At 68.0% G+C, this 16,629-nt stretch carries 12 protein-coding genes; 2 read left to right on the top strand and 10 right to left on the bottom strand.

Going from position 1 to position 16,629, the window contains the following annotated elements:
- Positions 1-291: 291 nt before the first annotated feature.
- Positions 292-1,650, bottom strand: coding sequence for an NADP-specific glutamate dehydrogenase (gdhA, locus tag ACH4VX_RS33415; RefSeq protein ID WP_398372822.1), 1,359 nt, complete (start codon positions 1,648-1,650; stop codon positions 292-294).
- Between the two features lie 767 nt (positions 1,651-2,417).
- On the opposite strand from gdhA, the gene ACH4VX_RS33410 reads away from it, so the two are divergent.
- Positions 2,418-3,218, top strand: coding sequence for an SAM-dependent methyltransferase (locus tag ACH4VX_RS33410; protein WP_398372820.1), 801 nt, complete (start codon positions 2,418-2,420; stop codon positions 3,216-3,218).
- Between the two features lie 59 nt (positions 3,219-3,277).
- Here the strand turns inward: ACH4VX_RS33410 and ACH4VX_RS33405 are convergent, their stop codons facing one another.
- Positions 3,278-4,459: an endo-1,4-beta-xylanase gene (locus tag ACH4VX_RS33405; RefSeq protein WP_398372818.1), complete on the bottom strand. Its 1,182-nt coding sequence runs from the start codon at positions 4,457-4,459 to the stop codon at positions 3,278-3,280.
- A 350-nt stretch (positions 4,460-4,809) separates the two neighbouring features.
- The gene (locus tag ACH4VX_RS33400) at positions 4,810-5,415 is read right to left on the bottom strand and encodes a hypothetical protein (protein ID WP_398372816.1); all 606 of its coding nucleotides are present in this window, start codon (positions 5,413-5,415) and stop codon (positions 4,810-4,812) included.
- 56 nt (positions 5,416-5,471) lie between these two features.
- Here ACH4VX_RS33400 and ACH4VX_RS33395 point away from each other — a divergent pair, with 56 nt between their 5' ends.
- Entirely contained in the window at positions 5,472-5,918 is a 447-nt protein-coding gene (locus ACH4VX_RS33395) for a DUF5959 family protein (RefSeq protein WP_398372814.1), read from the top strand.
- A 134-nt stretch (positions 5,919-6,052) separates the two neighbouring features.
- Here ACH4VX_RS33395 and ACH4VX_RS33390 read toward each other — a convergent pair whose 3' ends face one another.
- The 7 genes from ACH4VX_RS33390 to ACH4VX_RS33360 form a co-directional block, all read right to left on the bottom strand.
- Positions 6,053-6,976 (bottom strand): hypothetical protein, encoded by a 924-nt coding sequence (locus ACH4VX_RS33390; protein ID WP_398372813.1) that lies wholly within the window; start codon positions 6,974-6,976, stop codon positions 6,053-6,055.
- A gap of 191 nt (positions 6,977-7,167) precedes the next feature.
- Positions 7,168-8,361 (bottom strand): elongation factor Tu, encoded by a 1,194-nt coding sequence (tuf, locus tag ACH4VX_RS33385; protein WP_398372811.1) that lies wholly within the window; start codon positions 8,359-8,361, stop codon positions 7,168-7,170.
- A gap of 168 nt (positions 8,362-8,529) precedes the next feature.
- A complete protein-coding gene (gene fusA, locus ACH4VX_RS33380; protein WP_398372809.1) occupies positions 8,530-10,656 on the bottom strand; it encodes an elongation factor G in 2,127 nt (708 codons plus the stop codon).
- A gap of 39 nt (positions 10,657-10,695) precedes the next feature.
- Positions 10,696-11,166 carry a 30S ribosomal protein S7 gene (gene rpsG / locus ACH4VX_RS33375; protein WP_005481264.1) on the bottom strand — a complete coding sequence of 157 codons (471 nt, stop codon included), beginning with the start codon at positions 11,164-11,166 and terminating at the stop codon, positions 10,696-10,698.
- A gap of 2 nt (positions 11,167-11,168) precedes the next feature.
- A complete protein-coding gene (rpsL, locus tag ACH4VX_RS33370; protein WP_003948652.1) occupies positions 11,169-11,540 on the bottom strand; it encodes a 30S ribosomal protein S12 in 372 nt (123 codons plus the stop codon).
- Between the two features lie 279 nt (positions 11,541-11,819).
- Positions 11,820-12,380 (bottom strand): DUF1707 and DUF4190 domain-containing protein, encoded by a 561-nt coding sequence (locus tag ACH4VX_RS33365; protein WP_398372807.1) that lies wholly within the window; start codon positions 12,378-12,380, stop codon positions 11,820-11,822.
- A gap of 303 nt (positions 12,381-12,683) precedes the next feature.
- Positions 12,684-16,589 (bottom strand): DNA-directed RNA polymerase subunit beta', encoded by a 3,906-nt coding sequence (locus tag ACH4VX_RS33360; RefSeq protein WP_398372805.1) that lies wholly within the window; start codon positions 16,587-16,589, stop codon positions 12,684-12,686.
- Positions 16,590-16,629: the final 40 nt, after the last annotated feature.

Genomic DNA, 16,629 nt, shown 5'->3' with positions numbered 1-16,629 from the left:
GCACGTCAGCGGGACCGGGACAGTCGAAGTGTGCGGCTCCTGGCTGTGGGGGTGCTCGTTTGTTGCGCCCCCGCCGCCCCTTCCCTTCCCGTCTCGGGGGGGGGGGGGGGGGGGCGGCCCCCCCCCCCCCCCCCCCCCCCCCCCCCCCGCGACCTGCTCGGGTGTCGATGCTCCACTGTCCGCCGCACGCCTCGTCCGCCCGGACAAGAACAACGCGCACGTCAGCGGTAGTGCTTTCGACGAGTCGCCGCCTCCGCCCCATGCGGTGTCGGCGGCGCGTTCGCCCGTGTGTCAGATGACGCCCTGTGCGAGCATCGCGTCCGCCACCCGCTCGAAACCGGCGATGTTCGCGCCGGCCACGTAGTCGCCGGGGGCGCCGTAGCGCTCGGCGGTCTCCGCGCAGGTGGTGTGGATGTCGGTCATGATGCGGGCCAGCTCGTCCTCGACCTGGTCGGCCTTCCAGGACGTGCGCGACGCGTTCTGCGTCATCTCCAGCGCGCTGACCGCGACCCCGCCCGCGTTGGCCGCCTTGCCGGGGCCGAAGGCGACACCGGCCCGCTGGAACAGCTGTACGGCCTCCGGCGTCGTCGGCATGTTCGCGCCCTCGGAGACCGCCTTCACCCCGTTGCGGATGAGGGCGTCGGCGTCGACGGCGTTCAGCTCGTTCTGGGTCGCCGACGGCAGGGCGACGTCCGCCGGGACCTCCCAGACCCGCCCACCGGGCACGAACCGCGCCGAGGCTCCCCGGCGCTCCGCGTAGTCGCTCACCCGGCCGCGCTCGACCTCCTTGATCTGGCGCAGCAGGTCGAGGTCGATGCCCTTCTCGTCGACGACGTAGCCGCCGGAGTCGGAGCAGGTGACCGGGTTGGCGCCGAGGGCGGCCAGCTTCTGGATGGTGTAGATCGCGACGTTGCCGGAGCCGGAGACGACCGCCGTCTGCCCCTCCAGGTCCTCGCCGCGGGCGCGCAGCATGGCCTCCGCGAACAGCACGTTGCCGTATCCGGTCGCCTCCGGGCGGATCAGCGAGCCGCCCCAGCCGGCGCTCTTGCCGGTGAGGACGCCGCCCTCCCAGCGGTTGGTGATCCGCCGGTACTGGCCGAACAGGTAACCGATCTCACGGGCGCCGACGCCGATGTCGCCCGCCGGGATGTCGGTGTACTCACCGATGTGCCGGTACAGCTCGGTCATGAAGGACTGGCAGAAGCGCATGACCTCCGCGTCGCTGCGGCCCTGCGGGTCGAAGTCGCTGCCGCCCTTGCCGCCGCCGATGCCGAGGCCGGTGAGCGCGTTCTTGAAGATCTGCTCGAAGCCGAGGAACTTGATGATCCCGAGGTTCACGGAGGGGTGGAAGCGCAGGCCGCCCTTGTAGGGGCCGAGGGCGCTGTTGTATTCGACCCGGAAGCCCCGGTTGACGTGGACCCGGCCCTGGTCGTCCTGCCACGGCACGCGGAACATGATCTGCCGCTCCGGCTCGACCAGCCGCGCGACGAGCCCCGGCTCGGCGTACTCGGGGCGCGCCGCGAGCACCGGGGCGAGGGTCTCCAGCACCTCGCGCGCGGCCTGGTGGAACTCGGGCTCCGCCGGGTTGCGGCGCTCTATCTCGGCGCGGAGCAGGTCGAGCGAGGTCTTGGGGTCGGGTCGTGTGGCCACGGGGTCCCTTTCTGGCGCGGCTGACACCGGTACGTATAGCCGGTGATGGGCGCTCGGCGCCGTTGCCGCGCGCAGGACAGCGGCCGCCCCGCTTGTATACGACAGGTCGGCCGACCCTCCCAGTGTTACTCCTGTGTTAACTCGATACCAAGAGACGGGCCGGATTGTCCGCTATCTGGACAGGGCGATCGGAGTCCGGATGTCGGGGAGCAGTTCCCGACCCCGGGGACACCGGTCGATGGCGATGTATAAAGCCGGTTGCGGGATGCCTCATGTCCAAGACCCCCGGTCGACATCGACGACGACAAGCCGGCCTTCGCCCAGCGACAGCTCGGCACCCGGGCTCGTCCGCCTCGCTCCTGACCGACCCCTCCCGGGCCGCCGAAACCCCAAAAGGACAGCACCATCAGGTCAGTATCCAAGTACCCAAGCGGTGAGCAGGGGCAGCGAAGCCGGCTTCTCCAGCCGTTGAGCGGCAGCCGGACAGAGGGCTCGGCACAGGCACCGAGCCCTCTTCACTTCCCCGCGCCGACAATGCCGACAGCCTCGGACACGTCACCGACAGTGACGGTACGCACCTTCCGCCGGCTCATCGCACCCGGAAGTGGGGTGATGCGCCGCGCCCGGCAGGTGTCCGAGAACAACGGGGCGACGGGTGCCCGGCGCATCGCGCGGGCCAAGGCCCGGTTATCGTGACGATCACGACTGAAGAGGCTCAACTGTCCAGCGCGCCAAGGGGAATGATGGTGGATCAGCACAACTCCGGTATGGACGCTCCCCTACGGATAGACACCGGCAAGCCGCATCCCGCGCGGATGTACGACTGGTTCCTCGGCGGCAAGGACAACTACCCGGTGGACGAGGAGCTGGGCCGGCAGCTCGTGGGGTTCGCGCCGGTCATCCCGGTCATGGCGCGGATGAACCGGGCGTTCATGCACCGTGCCACCCGCTGGGTGGCGGACGAGGGCGTACGCCAGTTCCTCGACATCGGGACCGGTATCCCGACGGAGCCGAACCTGCACCAGGTGGCTCAGGCGGTCGCCGCGGACGCACGGGTCGTGTACTGCGACAACGACCCCATCGTCCTGGTCCACGCCGAGGCGCTGCTGCGCGGCACCCCCGAAGGGGCCGTCGACTACGTGCAGGCGGACGCCCGTGACACCGCCGCCATCGTCGAGCACGCCCGGAAGACGCTGGACTTCGAGCGACCGGTCGCGCTCTCCCTGATCGCGCTGCTGCACTTCATCGGCGACGAGGACGGGGCGTACGAGCTGGTGGAGCGACTCAAGGAGGCGCTGGCGCCGGGCAGTTACCTGGTCATGTCCCACCTCACCCCCGACTTCCACCCGGAGGAGGCCTCGCGGAAGGTGATCGACCTGTACCGGGCGGGCGGGCTCACCATGGACATGCGCAGCCGGGACCGGTTCGCCCGCTTCTTCGAGGGCCTGGAGGTCGTCGCCCCCGGCATCGTGGCGGCCGAGGAGTGGCACCCGGAGCTCGGGGAGCCGGTTCCCGGGCAGGAAGGCGTCCACAGCGGGGCGTACGTGGCGGTGGCCCGCAAGGCCTGAGCCCTCGCGGAGCAAGACGGCGGGGCCGCCCCGGTCGGGGCCGGCCCCGCCGGGCGTTCTCAGCCCTTCCCGTGCTTGTGGTGCTTCCCGTGCTTCTTGCAGTCGTCCTCCCGGGCCGCCTCCTTCAGCGTGTCCCGCAGGGCGTAGAAGGCGGGCTTGCGGGCGAAGTCGGCGGTCATGACGTTCGCGAAGCCCTCACCCTCGAAGAACACCGGCACCCACGAGTACTTGTCGGTGAAGCCCCAGATGGTGAACGAGTTGCAGCCGTCGACGGCCAGGCACGCCGCGAGCGTCCGCTGGTAGTAGTCGGCCTGCTGCCGCTCCTGCGCCTCGGTGGGCGTGCCGCCCTCGGGGACGTCCATGCGGACGTCCAGTTCGGTGACGGCGGTCTCCAGGCCGAGTGCGTCGAACCGGCTCAGGTTGTCGGCCAGGTCGCCCGGGAAGCCGTACCGCGTGCTCAGGTGGCCCTGTACGGAGAAGCCGTGCACGGGCACGCCCTGCGCGAGCAGGTCCTGGATGAGGGTGTAGTAGGCGTCGCTCTTCGCGTTGACGCTCTCCACGTTGTAGTCGTTGAAGAACAGCTTCGCCTTCGGGTCGATCTCGTGGACCCACCGGAAGACGTCCGCGACGATGCCCGGGCCCAGCTCGCGGATCCAGATGTTGTCCTGGGTGCGCAGGTTGCCCTGGTCGTCGAAGATCTCGTTGGCGACGTCCCACTGCTGGATCCTGCCGGCGTAGCGGCCGACGACGGTGGTGACGTGCTCGCGCAGGATGGCGCGCAGTTCCTCCTCGGAGAAGTCGCCCTCCTCCAGCCACGCCGGGTTCTGGCTGTGCCACAGCAGGGTGTGGCCACGTACGACCTGGTGGTTCCGTTTGGCGAACGCGACGATGGCGTCGGCCTGTGCGAAGTCGTAGCGGTCCCGCTCGGGATGGATGTAGTCCCACTTCATCTGGTTCTCGGGGGAGACCGAGCTGAACTGCTGCCCCAGGATCTTCCGGTACTCCCTGTCGTACGTGAAGGGGTCCGGGTAGTCCTGCTCCAGGTGGTGGCCGCCGCCTGCCACGGCGGTGCCCACGACGAAGCCCTCGGGAGCGGCCGAGCGCAGCCGGTCGAACGCGGCGTTGGAGTGCGGCGCGGCCTTCTTGCCGTCCGACGGGCCGGCGGCGGCCGAGCCCGTCATGAGCGGCAGGGTCAGGGCGGCGGTGGCGAGGGCCACGGTGGCGAAACGAATGGATCTCATGCGGGGAGTCTCATTCCCATCGTCGTTCTCGAATGTTTCGAAACAGAATCCGAAACATTAGGGATGGGCGGACGCTAAGGTCTGACCGAGCGGCGCGTCAATACCCGTGCGAAGGTCCACATGCCGACGCGCCCCGCCCCCGGTGCGGACCGGGGGCGGGGCGCGGACGAATCGGACACGTCCTGAGCGGCGAGCTGCTCGAACGCGGTCGGCGCGGGCCGCCGTACGAGCGGACTGCGCCGACCGCGTCACAGAGCTGCGGGAGAGCTGCCGGGCGGGCGGAATCCAGCACCGCTTCGTACCCTGAGGACCGTGGTCCACTCCCGCTTCAGGGTCCCTGCCCGCCCGGGTCACTCCAGTGCGAAGTGCCCACAGGCGTCCAAGGGCTCACCGGCACCGCCCGTCCGCCACTTCCCGGTGTCCGGCTCGAAGCGCACCGGCAGATCGCACTCGGCCTCGGGGAGGAAGGGCATCTCCACGGTGTCCCAGAGGAAGGCGTGCAGGAACTCGGCGAAGTTCCCGTCGAAGTACGCCCGGTCCGAGCCACGGCCAGGGCGCCCGGCGACGGTCCAGCGGTCGGGATCGCCGCCGGACGTGACCCAGTACAGCCCGTCGCCACCCGTGGTGAAACCCCAGGGCAGCCACCCGCCCGGCTCGGGAAACAGCGGTACGCGCGGGCTCGCCCCGGGGTTGATCTGCTTCCGCGAACGCGCCCCGTCATGCTCGTGGGCAAGGCGGGCCGCCAGCTCCGTGTTGCTGTTCTCGACGCCGGGCACGCAGACGATGAGGTACTCGTCGAAGCCCCCGGGACCGAACCAGTGGACGTACTCCTTGTAGTCCGCCGGCAGCCGCGTACCGATGGCCGCCTCGGCCCGCTCCCAGTCCACCAGGTAGCGGCGGGAGGCGGACAGTCCCGCGTCGTGGGCCAACTGCTCGATGCCCAAGGGGTCCCTCATCCACGCTGTACAGTTCCTGACCCGGCGGCATCCCCGCGACAGAAGGAGACACCGCGGTGTCCGATCCTCCACCGACCGAGCTGATCTCCCTGTCGGACGAGGAACAGGGTGTCATCCTGCGCGTCCTTCGAGCAGAGAGCTTCTCCGGGGGCCGGCAGGACGACACCCTGCATGCCGAGATCTCCGTCTCCAGTGACTTCGTGAACGGGCGCGTCGCTCTCTCGCTCCATTCTCACGACCTCGACAGCTGGGCCGAGGTGCTGGATTCGGTCGAGTCCGGGCGCGCCGCGAGCTGGCTGGAGAGCGGCCGGTCACCGCGCATCGCCATCACTCCTGCCGCGATCAGCGAAAGCGCGTGCACAGAAGTGAGCGTCTACGACGTCACCGCTTCCCAGATCCACGTCACCGTGCCGGTCGCGGCACCGCCCGACTGGATCGGACGCCACCGCGCACTGCTCGCAGCCGTCAGGTCCTGTTTGCCCCTCGCGCAGGACTCGCCGTAGGGCTCTGGCGGCACCGGCGGCCGGAATTCACGGAGTGCGGGCAGGGACGCTTCGAGATCTCACGGCGTCGACAGGTCACCCCGTGCGCCACCGGAGCTGCTGGGCCGTCTGCGACTGGAACCAGGAAAGGCCCATCAGTCCGCGGTCCCGGCTCCCCCGGCCGACGCGAAGATCTCCGCCGTCGACGTGGCGGTGAGGGCCTTGGTGAACCAGAGACCCAGCACATCGAGGTCACCGCAGCCGACGATGCGGTCCCGGTCCTCTTCGGTGACCTCGACACCCCGGTGCCCCAGGAGAAGCAGGATGTCCTTCGCCCTGCCCTCGGCCAGACCCTCCTCACGGCCCTCCTCGCGCCCCTCCGCGCGAAGCTTCTGAGCGGTCTCCGACTGGAAGAAAGAGAGGTCGACGGCCATGAGGTGCCTCCAGATGTCCGCGGCCGGCGTCTTGCCGAGGCCTTGTTCCATGAGTTCGATGAAGGTGCCTGCGGTGCTCTCGTCGTCGGCCGACAGGCCCTTGAGTGCCTTTGCCAGCGCGTTCAGTATGGCATCGGCGTCCGGGTCGCGGCGGTGCAGCGCGGCGGACAGGACCGTGAGCGGAATGTCGCGAGCGGCCTCGTCGGGGCTGGCGATCACCGGTACGTCGTCGGGCCCCAGGACGAGGGGGCGCAGGGTGAGCGAGGGCCACTGGCGGGGGCCGATGTCGACCTGCTGGGCCGCCCACGCGGCCGTCCTCCGGTCCGCGCAGACGACGAGGAGTACCGGCGGAACGCGGTACTTGGCGTACACGTGGGCGAGGTAATAAGCCCAGCTCGCGGGCTTGTCCGGCGCCGGCTCGCTCTGTGACTCGACCGCCAGGACGAAACTGCCGTCCTCGGTGTCCATCCGCAGCAGCGTGTCCACCCGGCGCTCCAGCGGCTGCGTCTCCGTGAGGTCGGTGGAGAGCTCGGTGGTGGAGAGGGGTGGAGGGAAGGCGACGCCGAGGTTTCTGGCGGCGCGGGCGAAGAGGCCCGGGTCCTTCTGGAAGATCCGGTGCAGGGCCTCATGGGATGAGCTGACCATGGTGCGAAGCTATGGGCGGCACGGCATGTGCCGCTCGCACATGCCTCGCCATTCGCGCGAACGGATGACACTCCCAGCCGCAGAGTTGACGCCGAACGCCCATCCACACAAGCGAAAGGGCCCGCACGACCGAAGTCGTACGGGCCCTCTCAGGTGCTCGCAGCAGGAGCTACCAGGTCAGATCAGCAAGCTCACTTGTTGATCTTGGTGACCTGGCCGGCGCCCACGGTCCGGCCACCCTCACGGATGGCGAACTTCAGGCCCTCCTCCATGGCGACGGGCTGGATGAGCTCCACCTTCATCTCGGTGTTGTCACCCGGCATGACCATCTCGGTGCCCTCGGGGAGGGTCACGACGCCGGTCACGTCCGTCGTACGGAAGTAGAACTGCGGGCGGTAGTTGTTGAAGAAGGGGGTGTGACGGCCACCCTCGTCCTTCGACAGGATGTAGGCCTGGGCCTCGAACTCGGTGTGCGGGGTGACCGAACCGGGCTTGATGATGACCTGGCCGCGCTCGACGTCCTCGCGCTTGATGCCGCGGAGCAGCAGACCGACGTTCTCACCGGCCTGACCCTCGTCGAGCAGCTTGCGGAACATCTCGATGCCGGTGACCGTGGTGGTGGTCTTCTCCTGCTTGATACCCACGATGTCAACGGTCTCGTTGACCTTGAGGATACCGCGCTCGATACGACCGGTGACGACGGTGCCACGACCGGTGATCGTGAAGACGTCCTCGATCGGCATCAGGAACGGCTTGTCGACGTCACGCTCGGGCTGCGGGATGTTCTCGTCGACGGCCTTCATCAGCTCGAGGACGGTGTTGCCCCACTCCTTGTCGCCCTCGAGGGCCTTCAGCGCGGAGACCTTGACGACCGGCAGGTCGTCGCCCGGGAACTCGTACTCGGAGAGCAGCTCACGGACCTCGAGCTCGACGAGCTCCAGGATCTCCTCGTCGTCCACCATGTCGGCCTTGTTCAGGGCGACGACGATGTACGGAACGCCGACCTGGCGGGCCAGGAGCACGTGCTCCTTGGTCTGCGGCATCGGGCCGTCGGTGGCGGCGACCACGAGGATGGCGCCGTCCATCTGCGCCGCACCCGTGATCATGTTCTTGATGTAGTCCGCGTGACCGGGGCAGTCGACGTGGGCGTAGTGACGCGTCTCGGTCTGGTACTCGACGTGCGCGATGGAGATGGTGATACCGCGCTGGCGCTCTTCGGGAGCCTTGTCGATCTGGTCGAAGGCCGAGGCCTCGTTCAGGTCCGGGTACGCGTCGTGCAGCACCTTGGTAATGGCGGCCGTGAGGGTCGTCTTACCGTGGTCGATGTGACCGATGGTGCCGATGTTGACGTGCGGCTTAGTCCGCTCGAACTTCGCCTTCGCCACGGGGGTCCTCCTGAGAGTGGTTCTGGTACGCCTTGCTCGTCGGCGCCAGGTGATCTTTGCTGGGAAACCCGGACCCGGGACATCCCACCGAGGTGACGGCGGAATGTCCCCTGCAGGCTCCGGGGTCAAGCCTAAGGCGTGGGGACGGGGTCCGTTAAACGGAGCCCGTCACTCGCCCTTGGCCTTCGCGATGATCTCCTCGGCGACGTTCCGCGGAACCTCGGCGTAGGAGTCGAACTGCATGGAGTAGCTGGCACGGCCGGACGTCTTGCTGCGCAGGTCGCCGACGTAACCGAACATCTCCGAGAGGGGCACGAGACCCTTCACGACGCGGGCACCCGCCCGCTCCTCCATGGCCTGGATCTGGCCACGGCGGGAGTTGATGTCGCCGATGACCTCACCCATGTAGTCCTCGGGCGTGGTGACCTCGACGGCCATCATCGGCTCCAGGAGCACGGGCGAAGCCTTGCGCGCGGCCTCCTTGAAGGCCTGCGAACCGGCGATCTTGAACGCGAGCTCGGAGGAGTCGACCTCGTGGTAGCCACCGTCGATGAGCGTGACGCGGACGCCCGTCATCTCGTAGCCGGCCAGGATGCCGAACTGCATGGCCTCCTGCGCACCGGCGTCCACCGAAGGAATGTACTCCTTCGGGATGCGGCCACCGGTCACCTTGTTCACGAACTCGTACGAGGCGTCGCCGCCCTCGATCGGCTCGATCGCGATCTGCACCTTGGCGAACTGACCGGTACCACCGGTCTGCTTCTTGTGGGTGTAGTCCACGCGCTCGACGGCCTTGCGGATCGTCTCACGGTAGGCGACCTGCGGCTTGCCGACGTTGGCCTCGACCTTGAACTCACGGCGCATACGGTCGACCAGCACCTCGAGGTGCAGCTCGCCCATACCACCGATGATGGTCTGGCCCGTCTCCTCGTCCGAGTGGACCTGGAAGGACGGGTCCTCCTCGGCCAGACGCTGGATCGCGACGCCCAGCTTCTCCTGGTCGCCCTTCGACTTGGGCTCGATGGCGACCTGGATGACCGGCGCCGGGAAGTCCATGGACTCCAGGATGACCGGCTTCTTGTCGTCGGACAGCGTCTCACCGGTGGTGGTCTGCTTCAGGCCCATGACGGCGACGATGTCGCCGGCGCCCACCGACTCGATCTCCTCACGCTTGTTGGCGTGCATGCGGTAGATCTTGCCGATGCGCTCCTTCTTGCCCTTGACGGAGTTCAGCACGGCGGTGCCGGACTCCAGGCGGCCCGAGTAGACCCGGACGAAGGTGAGCTTGCCGAGGTGCGGGTCGCTCATGATCTTGAAGGCGAGCGCGGCGAGCGGCTCGTCCTCGGACGGCTTGCGCGTGACGACGACCTCGGGGTCCTTGACGTCGTGGCCCTCGATGGCCTCGACGTCGAGCGGGGTCGGCAGGTAACGCACGACCGCGTCGAGCAGGGGCTGGACGCCCTTGTTCTTGAACGCGGTGCCGCAGAACACCGGGGTGACCGTGGTGTCCTCGGACTTGCCGGAGGCGATGGTGATGCGACGGATCGCGGCGTACAGCTGCTCCTCGGTGGGCTCCTGGCCCTCCAGGTACAGCTCCATGATCTCTTCGTCGTTCTCGGCGACGGCCTCGATCAGCTTGCCGCGCCACTCCTCGGCGGCCTCGGTGTGCGTGGCCGGGATGTCGACGACGTCGTACATCTCGCCCTTGGCGGCCTCGGCGGACCACACGAACGCCTTCATGCGGACCAGGTCCACGACGCCCTTGAAGTCGGCCTCGGCGCCGATCGGGAGCTGCATGACGAGCGGCTGGGCGCCCAGACGGTCCGAGATCATCTCCACACAGCGGTGGAACTCGGCGCCGGTGCGGTCCAGCTTGTTGACGAAGCAGATGCGCGGCACGCCGTAACGGTCGGCCTGACGCCACACCGTCTCGGACTGGGGCTCGACACCGGCGACACCGTCGAACACGGTCACGGCACCGTCGAGCACCCGCAGGGAACGCTCCACCTCGACGGTGAAGTCGACGTGCCCCGGGGTGTCGATGATGTTGATCGTGTAGTCGTTGTCCTCGAGCGGCCAGTGACAGGTGGTGGCAGCGGACGTGATCGTGATGCCACGCTCCTGCTCCTGCTCCATCCAGTCCATCGTGGCGGCGCCGTCGTGGACCTCGCCGATCTTGTACGACACACCGGTGTAGAACAGGATCCGCTCGGTGGTGGTCGTCTTGCCCGCGTCGATGTGGGCCATGATCCCGATGTTGCGGACCTTGGCCAGGTCAAGTGAAGTGGTAGCCATAAGGCTTCGGTCTTCTCTCGGTCTCGATGTGGGTAGCGACTACCAGCGGTAGTGCGCGAAGGCCTTGTTGGACTCGGCCATCTTGTGCGTGTCCTCGCGCTTCTTCACAGCGGCACCCAGGCCGTTGGAGGCGTCGAGAAGCTCGTTGAGCAGACGCTCGGTCATGGTCTTCTCGCGACGGGCGCGGGAGTAACCGACCAGCCAGCGCAGCGCGAGCGTGTTGGCACGACCGGGCTTGACCTCGATCGGAACCTGGTACGTCGCACCACCGACACGGCGGGACTTGACCTCGAGGGTCGGCTTGATGTTCTCCAGCGCGCGCTTCAGCGTGATGACCGGGTCGTTGCTGGTCTTCTCGCGCAGGCCCTCCATGGCGCCGTACACGATGCGCTCGGCGGTGGAGCGCTTGCCGTTCAGCAGCACCTTGTTGATCAGGGAGGTCACCAGAGGAGAACCGTAGACCGGGTCGATGATGACCGGGCGCTTCGGGGCGGGGCCCTTACGAGGCATTTCTACTTCTCCTTCTTGGCGCCGTAGCGGCTGCGGGCCTGCTTGCGGTTCTTGACACCCTGGGTGTCAAGCGAACCGCGGATGATCTTGTAGCGAACACCGGGCAGGTCCTTCACACGGCCACCGCGCACGAGCACGATGGAGTGCTCCTGCAGGTTGTGCCCCTCACCCGGAATGTAAGCAGTGACCTCGATCCCGCTGGTCAGACGCACACGCGCGACCTTACGCAGGGCCGAGTTCGGCTTCTTCGGGGTGGTCGTGAACACACGCGTGCAGACGCCACGGCGCTGGGGCGAACCCTCGAGTGCGGGCGTCTTGTTCTTCTCGACCTTGTCCTGCCGGCCCTTTCGGACCAGCTGCTGGATCGTAGGCACTACTTCTCCGGTTTCTGTGTGCCGAATGGTGAAGCTAACCTGGAACATCGCCGACCCACGCGGTCGGGTGTGTCGAATCCCGCGAACCTCCGCCGCGAAGCGGAAAGAACGTGTGGATTGCGGTGACCGTTCATCGGCCCCCGGTGCGGTGTGATGGGCACGCACGGAGGCCAGGGCACACCCCAGGCACAAGGTCTGAGCGTACCTATCGCATTCGCTGCGGTCAAAACAAATGGGCCCGACCCGCGCCGCCGCGCGGAGCACGTCGGTCTTCGATTGTCAACCGGAGGCCAGCGCGAGCGCGAACGACAGGAGCATCAGGACCGCCCACGCCCCGTTCGCCAGCCAGCCGAGCGCCAGACCGGTCAGCGCCAGCCCGTCGCCCTCCTCCCCCGTTCGTGTGATCTCGGCCCGCGCCGCGTGTCCCAGGATCACCGCCGGGATGCCGGTGAGCCCGAAGGTGACCAGGCAGAGCCCGCCGCAGACGGCGGAGGCGACCGCCTTGCCGTTCACCCGCGCCGGGGGCACCGGCAGGAACACCGCCGGCACGGCGCGCGCGGCATACGGTACGGGCCCCTGCGGCAGGTCGGCCACCAGCAGCGCCAGCTCCCCCACCGTACGGGCCGCGTACGCCCGCGCGACACGCCGGTCGAACTCGGACTTCTCCAGCCGCCCCTCGCCGTACCCGGCTCTGAGGACGTCCACGGCCCGCTCCCGGTCGGCGTGCGAGGCCAGCATCGACGGGGCGGCCTGGCCACCCCACGGCTGCCCGCCCCATGGCTGCGGCACACCGTGCCCCTGCTGCCAGGGCTGCCCCTGCGGATACGGCGAATACGACACCGAGCACCATCTCCCCCGTCACACCGGGTCCCTCCATGATGCGCTGGAGCGGACGTTCCGGCACGGGTAGGGACGGAACCGGTCCGGAAACCGGTTCCGCCGGGGCCCGACCCGAGGACTCGGCCGGTCACCGGCGCCGCCCCGCGCAGCAGCCGGTCACCGGGCCGACCGGGCTCGTCGCCGGCGACCGGTCCCCCTCCTGCCGGTTCCGGCGTACTCCTGCCCGGCCGCTCCCCTCCAGGTACGCCGAAGGGCGGCCACCCCGTACGGAGTGACCGCCCCTCAGTGCTTCAGACGTACGCCTTACTGGTTGTACGGACCGTAGTCGTAGTCCTCCAGCGGAACGGCCTGGCCGGAGCCCGTGCCGAACGGCGAGTAGTCGATGTCGTCGTAACCGACGGCCGAGTACATCGCGGCCTTGGCCTCCTCGGTCGGCTCGACCCGGATGTTGCGGTAGCGGGACAGACCCGTACCGGCCGGGATGAGCTTACCGATGATGACGTTCTCCTTGAGGCCGATGAGGCTGTCGGACTTGGCGTTGATCGCCGCGTCCGTCAGCACTCGGGTCGTCTCCTGGAAGGAGGCGGCCGACAGCCAGGACTCCGTCGCCAGCGAGGCCTTGGTGATACCCATCAGCTGCGGACGACCGGAGGCCGGGTGACCGCCCTCCTGGACCACACGACGGTTCTCGGTCTCGAACTTGGAGCGCTCGACCAGCTCGCCGGGCAGCAGCTCGGCGTCGCCGGACTCGATGATCGTCACTCGGCGGAGCATCTGCCGGATGATGATCTCGATGTGCTTGTCGTGGATCGACACACCCTGCGAGTTGTAGACCTTCTGGACCTCGCCGACCAGGTGGACCTGGACGGCACGCTGACCCAGGATGCGCAGCACGTCGTGCGGGTTGGTGGCACCCACGGTGAGCTGCTGGCCCACCTCGACGTGGTCGCCCTCGCCGACCAGGACCTTGGCGCGCTTCGAGATCGGGAACGCCGTCTCGTCGCTGCCGTCGTCCGGGGTGACGACGAGCTTCTTGGTCTTCTCGGTCTCCTCGATCCGCACGCGGCCGGAGGCCTCGGAGATCGGGGCGACGCCCTTGGGCGTACGGGCCTCGAAGAGCTCGACGACACGGGGCAGACCCTGGGTGATGTCGTCACCGGCCACACCACCGGTGTGGAAGGTACGCATCGTCAGCTGGGTACCGGGCTCACCGATGGACTGGGCGGCGATGATGCCGACCGCCTCACCGATGTCGACCAGCTTGCCGGTGGCCAGCGAACGGCCGTAGCACATCGCGCAGGTGCCGACGGCGGACTCGCAGGTCAGGACCGAGCGGGTCTTGACCTCCTCGACGCCGCGGGAGACGAGCTCCTCGATGAGGACGTCGCCCAGGTCGGTGCCGGCCGGGGCCAGCACCTGCCCGTCGATCACGATGTCCTCGGCGAGGCAGCGCGCGTACACGGACGTCTCGACGTCGCCCTCCTTGCGGAGCACGCCCGTCTCGTCCCGGCTCGCGATCTTGAGACGCAGACCGCGGTCGGTGCCGCAGTCCTCCTCGCGGATGATGACGTCCTGGGAGACGTCGACCAGACGACGGGTGAGGTAACCCGAGTCGGCGGTACGCAGAGCGGTGTCCGCCAGACCCTTACGGGCACCGTGCGTGGAGATGAAGTACTCCAGCACGGACAGACCCTCACGGAACGATGCCTTGATGGGCCGCGGGATCGTCTCGTTCTTCGCGTTCGACACCAGACCACGCATACCGGCGATCTGACGCATCTGCATCATGTTGCCTCGTGCGCCCGAGTTCACCATCATGAAGATCGGGTTGGTCTTCGGGAAGTTGTCGTTCATCGCCTCGGCGACCTCGTTGGTCGCCTTGGTCCAGATCGCGATGAGCTCCTGCGTGCGCTCGTCCTTGGTGATCAGACCGCGCTCGTACTGCTTCTGGACCTTCTCGTCCTGCGCCTCGTAGCCCTTGACGATCTCCTTCTTCGCCTCGGGAACGACGACGTCGGAGATGGCCACGGTGACGCCGGAACGGGTCGCCCAGAAGAAGCCGGACGCCTTCAGGTTGTCGAGCGTCGCCGCCACGATGACCTTCGGGTAGCGCTCGGCGAGGTCGTTGACGATCTCGGAGAGCTGCTTCTTGCCGACCTCGTAGTCGACGAACGGGTAGTCCTCGGGCAGCAGCTCGTTGAAGAGCGCACGGCCCAGGGTGGTGTTCAGCAGGAAGGGGTCACCCTGCTGCCACACGGAGCCGGACTCGGCGTCCTCGTCCGCCGGCGGGGTCCAGCCGCGCGGCGGGATGGTGCCGACCGGGAAGCGGACGTCGATCCTCGACTGGAGCGACAGCTCGCCCGCGTCGAAGGCCATGATCGCCTCCGCGACCGAGGCGAAGGAACGGCCCTCGCCCTTGAGGTCGCGCATCTCGCCGTCGGTGGTGAGGAAGAACAGACCGAGGACCATGTCCTGGGTCGGCATCGTCACCGGACGGCCGTCGGCCGGCTTGAGGATGTTGTTCGAGGACAGCATCAGGATGCGGGCCTCGGCCTGCGCCTCCGCGGACAGCGGCAGGTGCACGGCCATCTGGTCACCGTCGAAGTCCGCGTTGAACGCGGTGCAGACGAGCGGGTGGATCTGGATGGCCTTGCCCTCGACCAGCTGCGGCTCGAAGGCCTGGATGCCGAGGCGGTGCAGGGTGGGCGCACGGTTCAGCAGAACCGGGTGCTCCGCGATGACCTCTTCCAGGACGTCGTACACGACCGTGCGGCCGCGCTCGACCATCCGCTTGGCGCTCTTGATGTTCTGCGCGTGGTTCAGGTCGACCAGGCGCTTCATCACGAACGGCTTGAAGAGCTCCAGCGCCATGGCCTTCGGCAGACCGCACTGGTGCAGCTTCAGCTGCGGGCCGACGACGATCACGGAACGCGCCGAGTAGTCGACTCGCTTGCCGAGCAGGTTCTGACGGAAGCGGCCCTGCTTGCCCTTGAGCATGTCGGACAGCGACTTCAGCGGACGGTTGCCGGGGCCCGTCACCGGGCGACCGCGACGGCCGTTGTCGAAGAGCGCGTCGACGGCCTCCTGGAGCATGCGCTTCTCGTTGTTCACGATGATCTCGGGCGCGCCGAGGTCGAGAAGCCGCTTCAGGCGGTTGTTGCGGTTGATGACACGGCGGTACAGGTCGTTCAGGTCGGAGGTCGCGAAGCGGCCACCGTCCAGCTGCACCATCGGACGCAGGTCCGGCGGGATGACCGGCACGCAGTCGAGCACCATGCCCTTGGGGCTGTTGGACGTCTGCAGGAACGCGGAGACGACCTTCAGCCGCTTGAGCGCACGGGTCTTCTTCTGGCCCTTGCCGGTGCGGATGATCTCGCGGAGACGCTCGGCCTCCTCCTCGAGGTCGAAGGACTCCAGGCGCTTCTGCAGCGCCGCGGCACCCATCGAGCCGTCGAAGTACGTGCCGAAGCGGTCACGCAGCTCGCGGTAGAGCAGCTCGTCGCCCTCGAGGTCCTGGACCTTGAGGTTCTTGAACCGGGTCCACACCTCGTCGAGGCGGTCGATCTCGCGCTGCGCGCGGTCGCGCAGCTGCTTCATCTCACGCTCGGCGCCCTCGCGCACCTTGCGGCGCACGTCGGCCTTGGCGCCCTCGGCCTCCAGCTCGGCGAGGTCCGTCTCGAGCTTCTTGGCGCGGGCCTCGAGGTCGGAGTCGCGGCGGTTCTCGACCTGCTGGCGCTCGACGGAGACGTGGGCCTCCAGCGAGGGCAGGTCGCGGGTGCGGCGCTCGTCGTCGACGTACGTGATCATGTACGCCGCGAAGTAGATGACCTTCTCCAGGTCCTTCGGGGCGAGGTCGAGCAGGTAGCCGAGGCGCGACGGAACGCCCTTGAAGTACCAGATGTGCGTGACGGGCGCGGCCAGTTCGATGTGGCCCATCCGCTCGCGGCGCACCTTGGCGCGCGTGACCTCGACGCCACAGCGCTCACAGATGATGCCCTTGAAGCGGACGCGCTTGTACTTGCCGCAGTAGCACTCCCAGTCCCGGGTCGGACCGAAGATCTTCTCGCAGAAGAGTCCGTCCTTTTCGGGCTTGAGCGTGCGGTAGTTGATCGTCTCGGGCTTCTTGACCTCGCCGTGGCTCCACTGACGGATGTCGTCAGCGGTGGCCAGACCGATCCGGAGCTCGTCGAAGAAGTTGACGTCGAGCACTATGCGTCAATCCCTCTCAGGGTTGTAAGTCTTGGGGTCT

The sequence above is a fragment of the Streptomyces sp. NPDC020731 genome, from assembly GCF_044334705.1.
GTDB lineage: Bacteria > Actinomycetota > Actinomycetes > Streptomycetales > Streptomycetaceae > Streptomyces.
This window is presented reverse-complemented; position numbering and strand designations above follow the sequence as displayed.

Bases quoted from the DNA above. Each gene is read 5' to 3' on its own strand.
- ACH4VX_RS33405 (WP_398372818.1), bottom strand. From the start codon at position 4,459: ATGAGATCCATTCGTTTCGCCACCGTGGCCCTCGCCACCGCCGCCCTG.
- rpsG (WP_005481264.1), bottom strand. From the start codon at position 11,166: ATGCCTCGTAAGGGCCCCGCCCCGAAGCGCCCGGTCATCATCGACCCG.
- ACH4VX_RS33390 (WP_398372813.1), bottom strand. From the start codon at position 6,976: ATGGTCAGCTCATCCCATGAGGCCCTGCACCGGATCTTCCAGAAGGAC.
- ACH4VX_RS33400 (WP_398372816.1), bottom strand. From the start codon at position 5,415: ATGAGGGACCCCTTGGGCATCGAGCAGTTGGCCCACGACGCGGGACTG.
- ACH4VX_RS33410 (WP_398372820.1), top strand. From the start codon at position 2,418: ATGGACGCTCCCCTACGGATAGACACCGGCAAGCCGCATCCCGCGCGG.
- fusA (WP_398372809.1), bottom strand. From the start codon at position 10,656: ATGGCTACCACTTCACTTGACCTGGCCAAGGTCCGCAACATCGGGATC.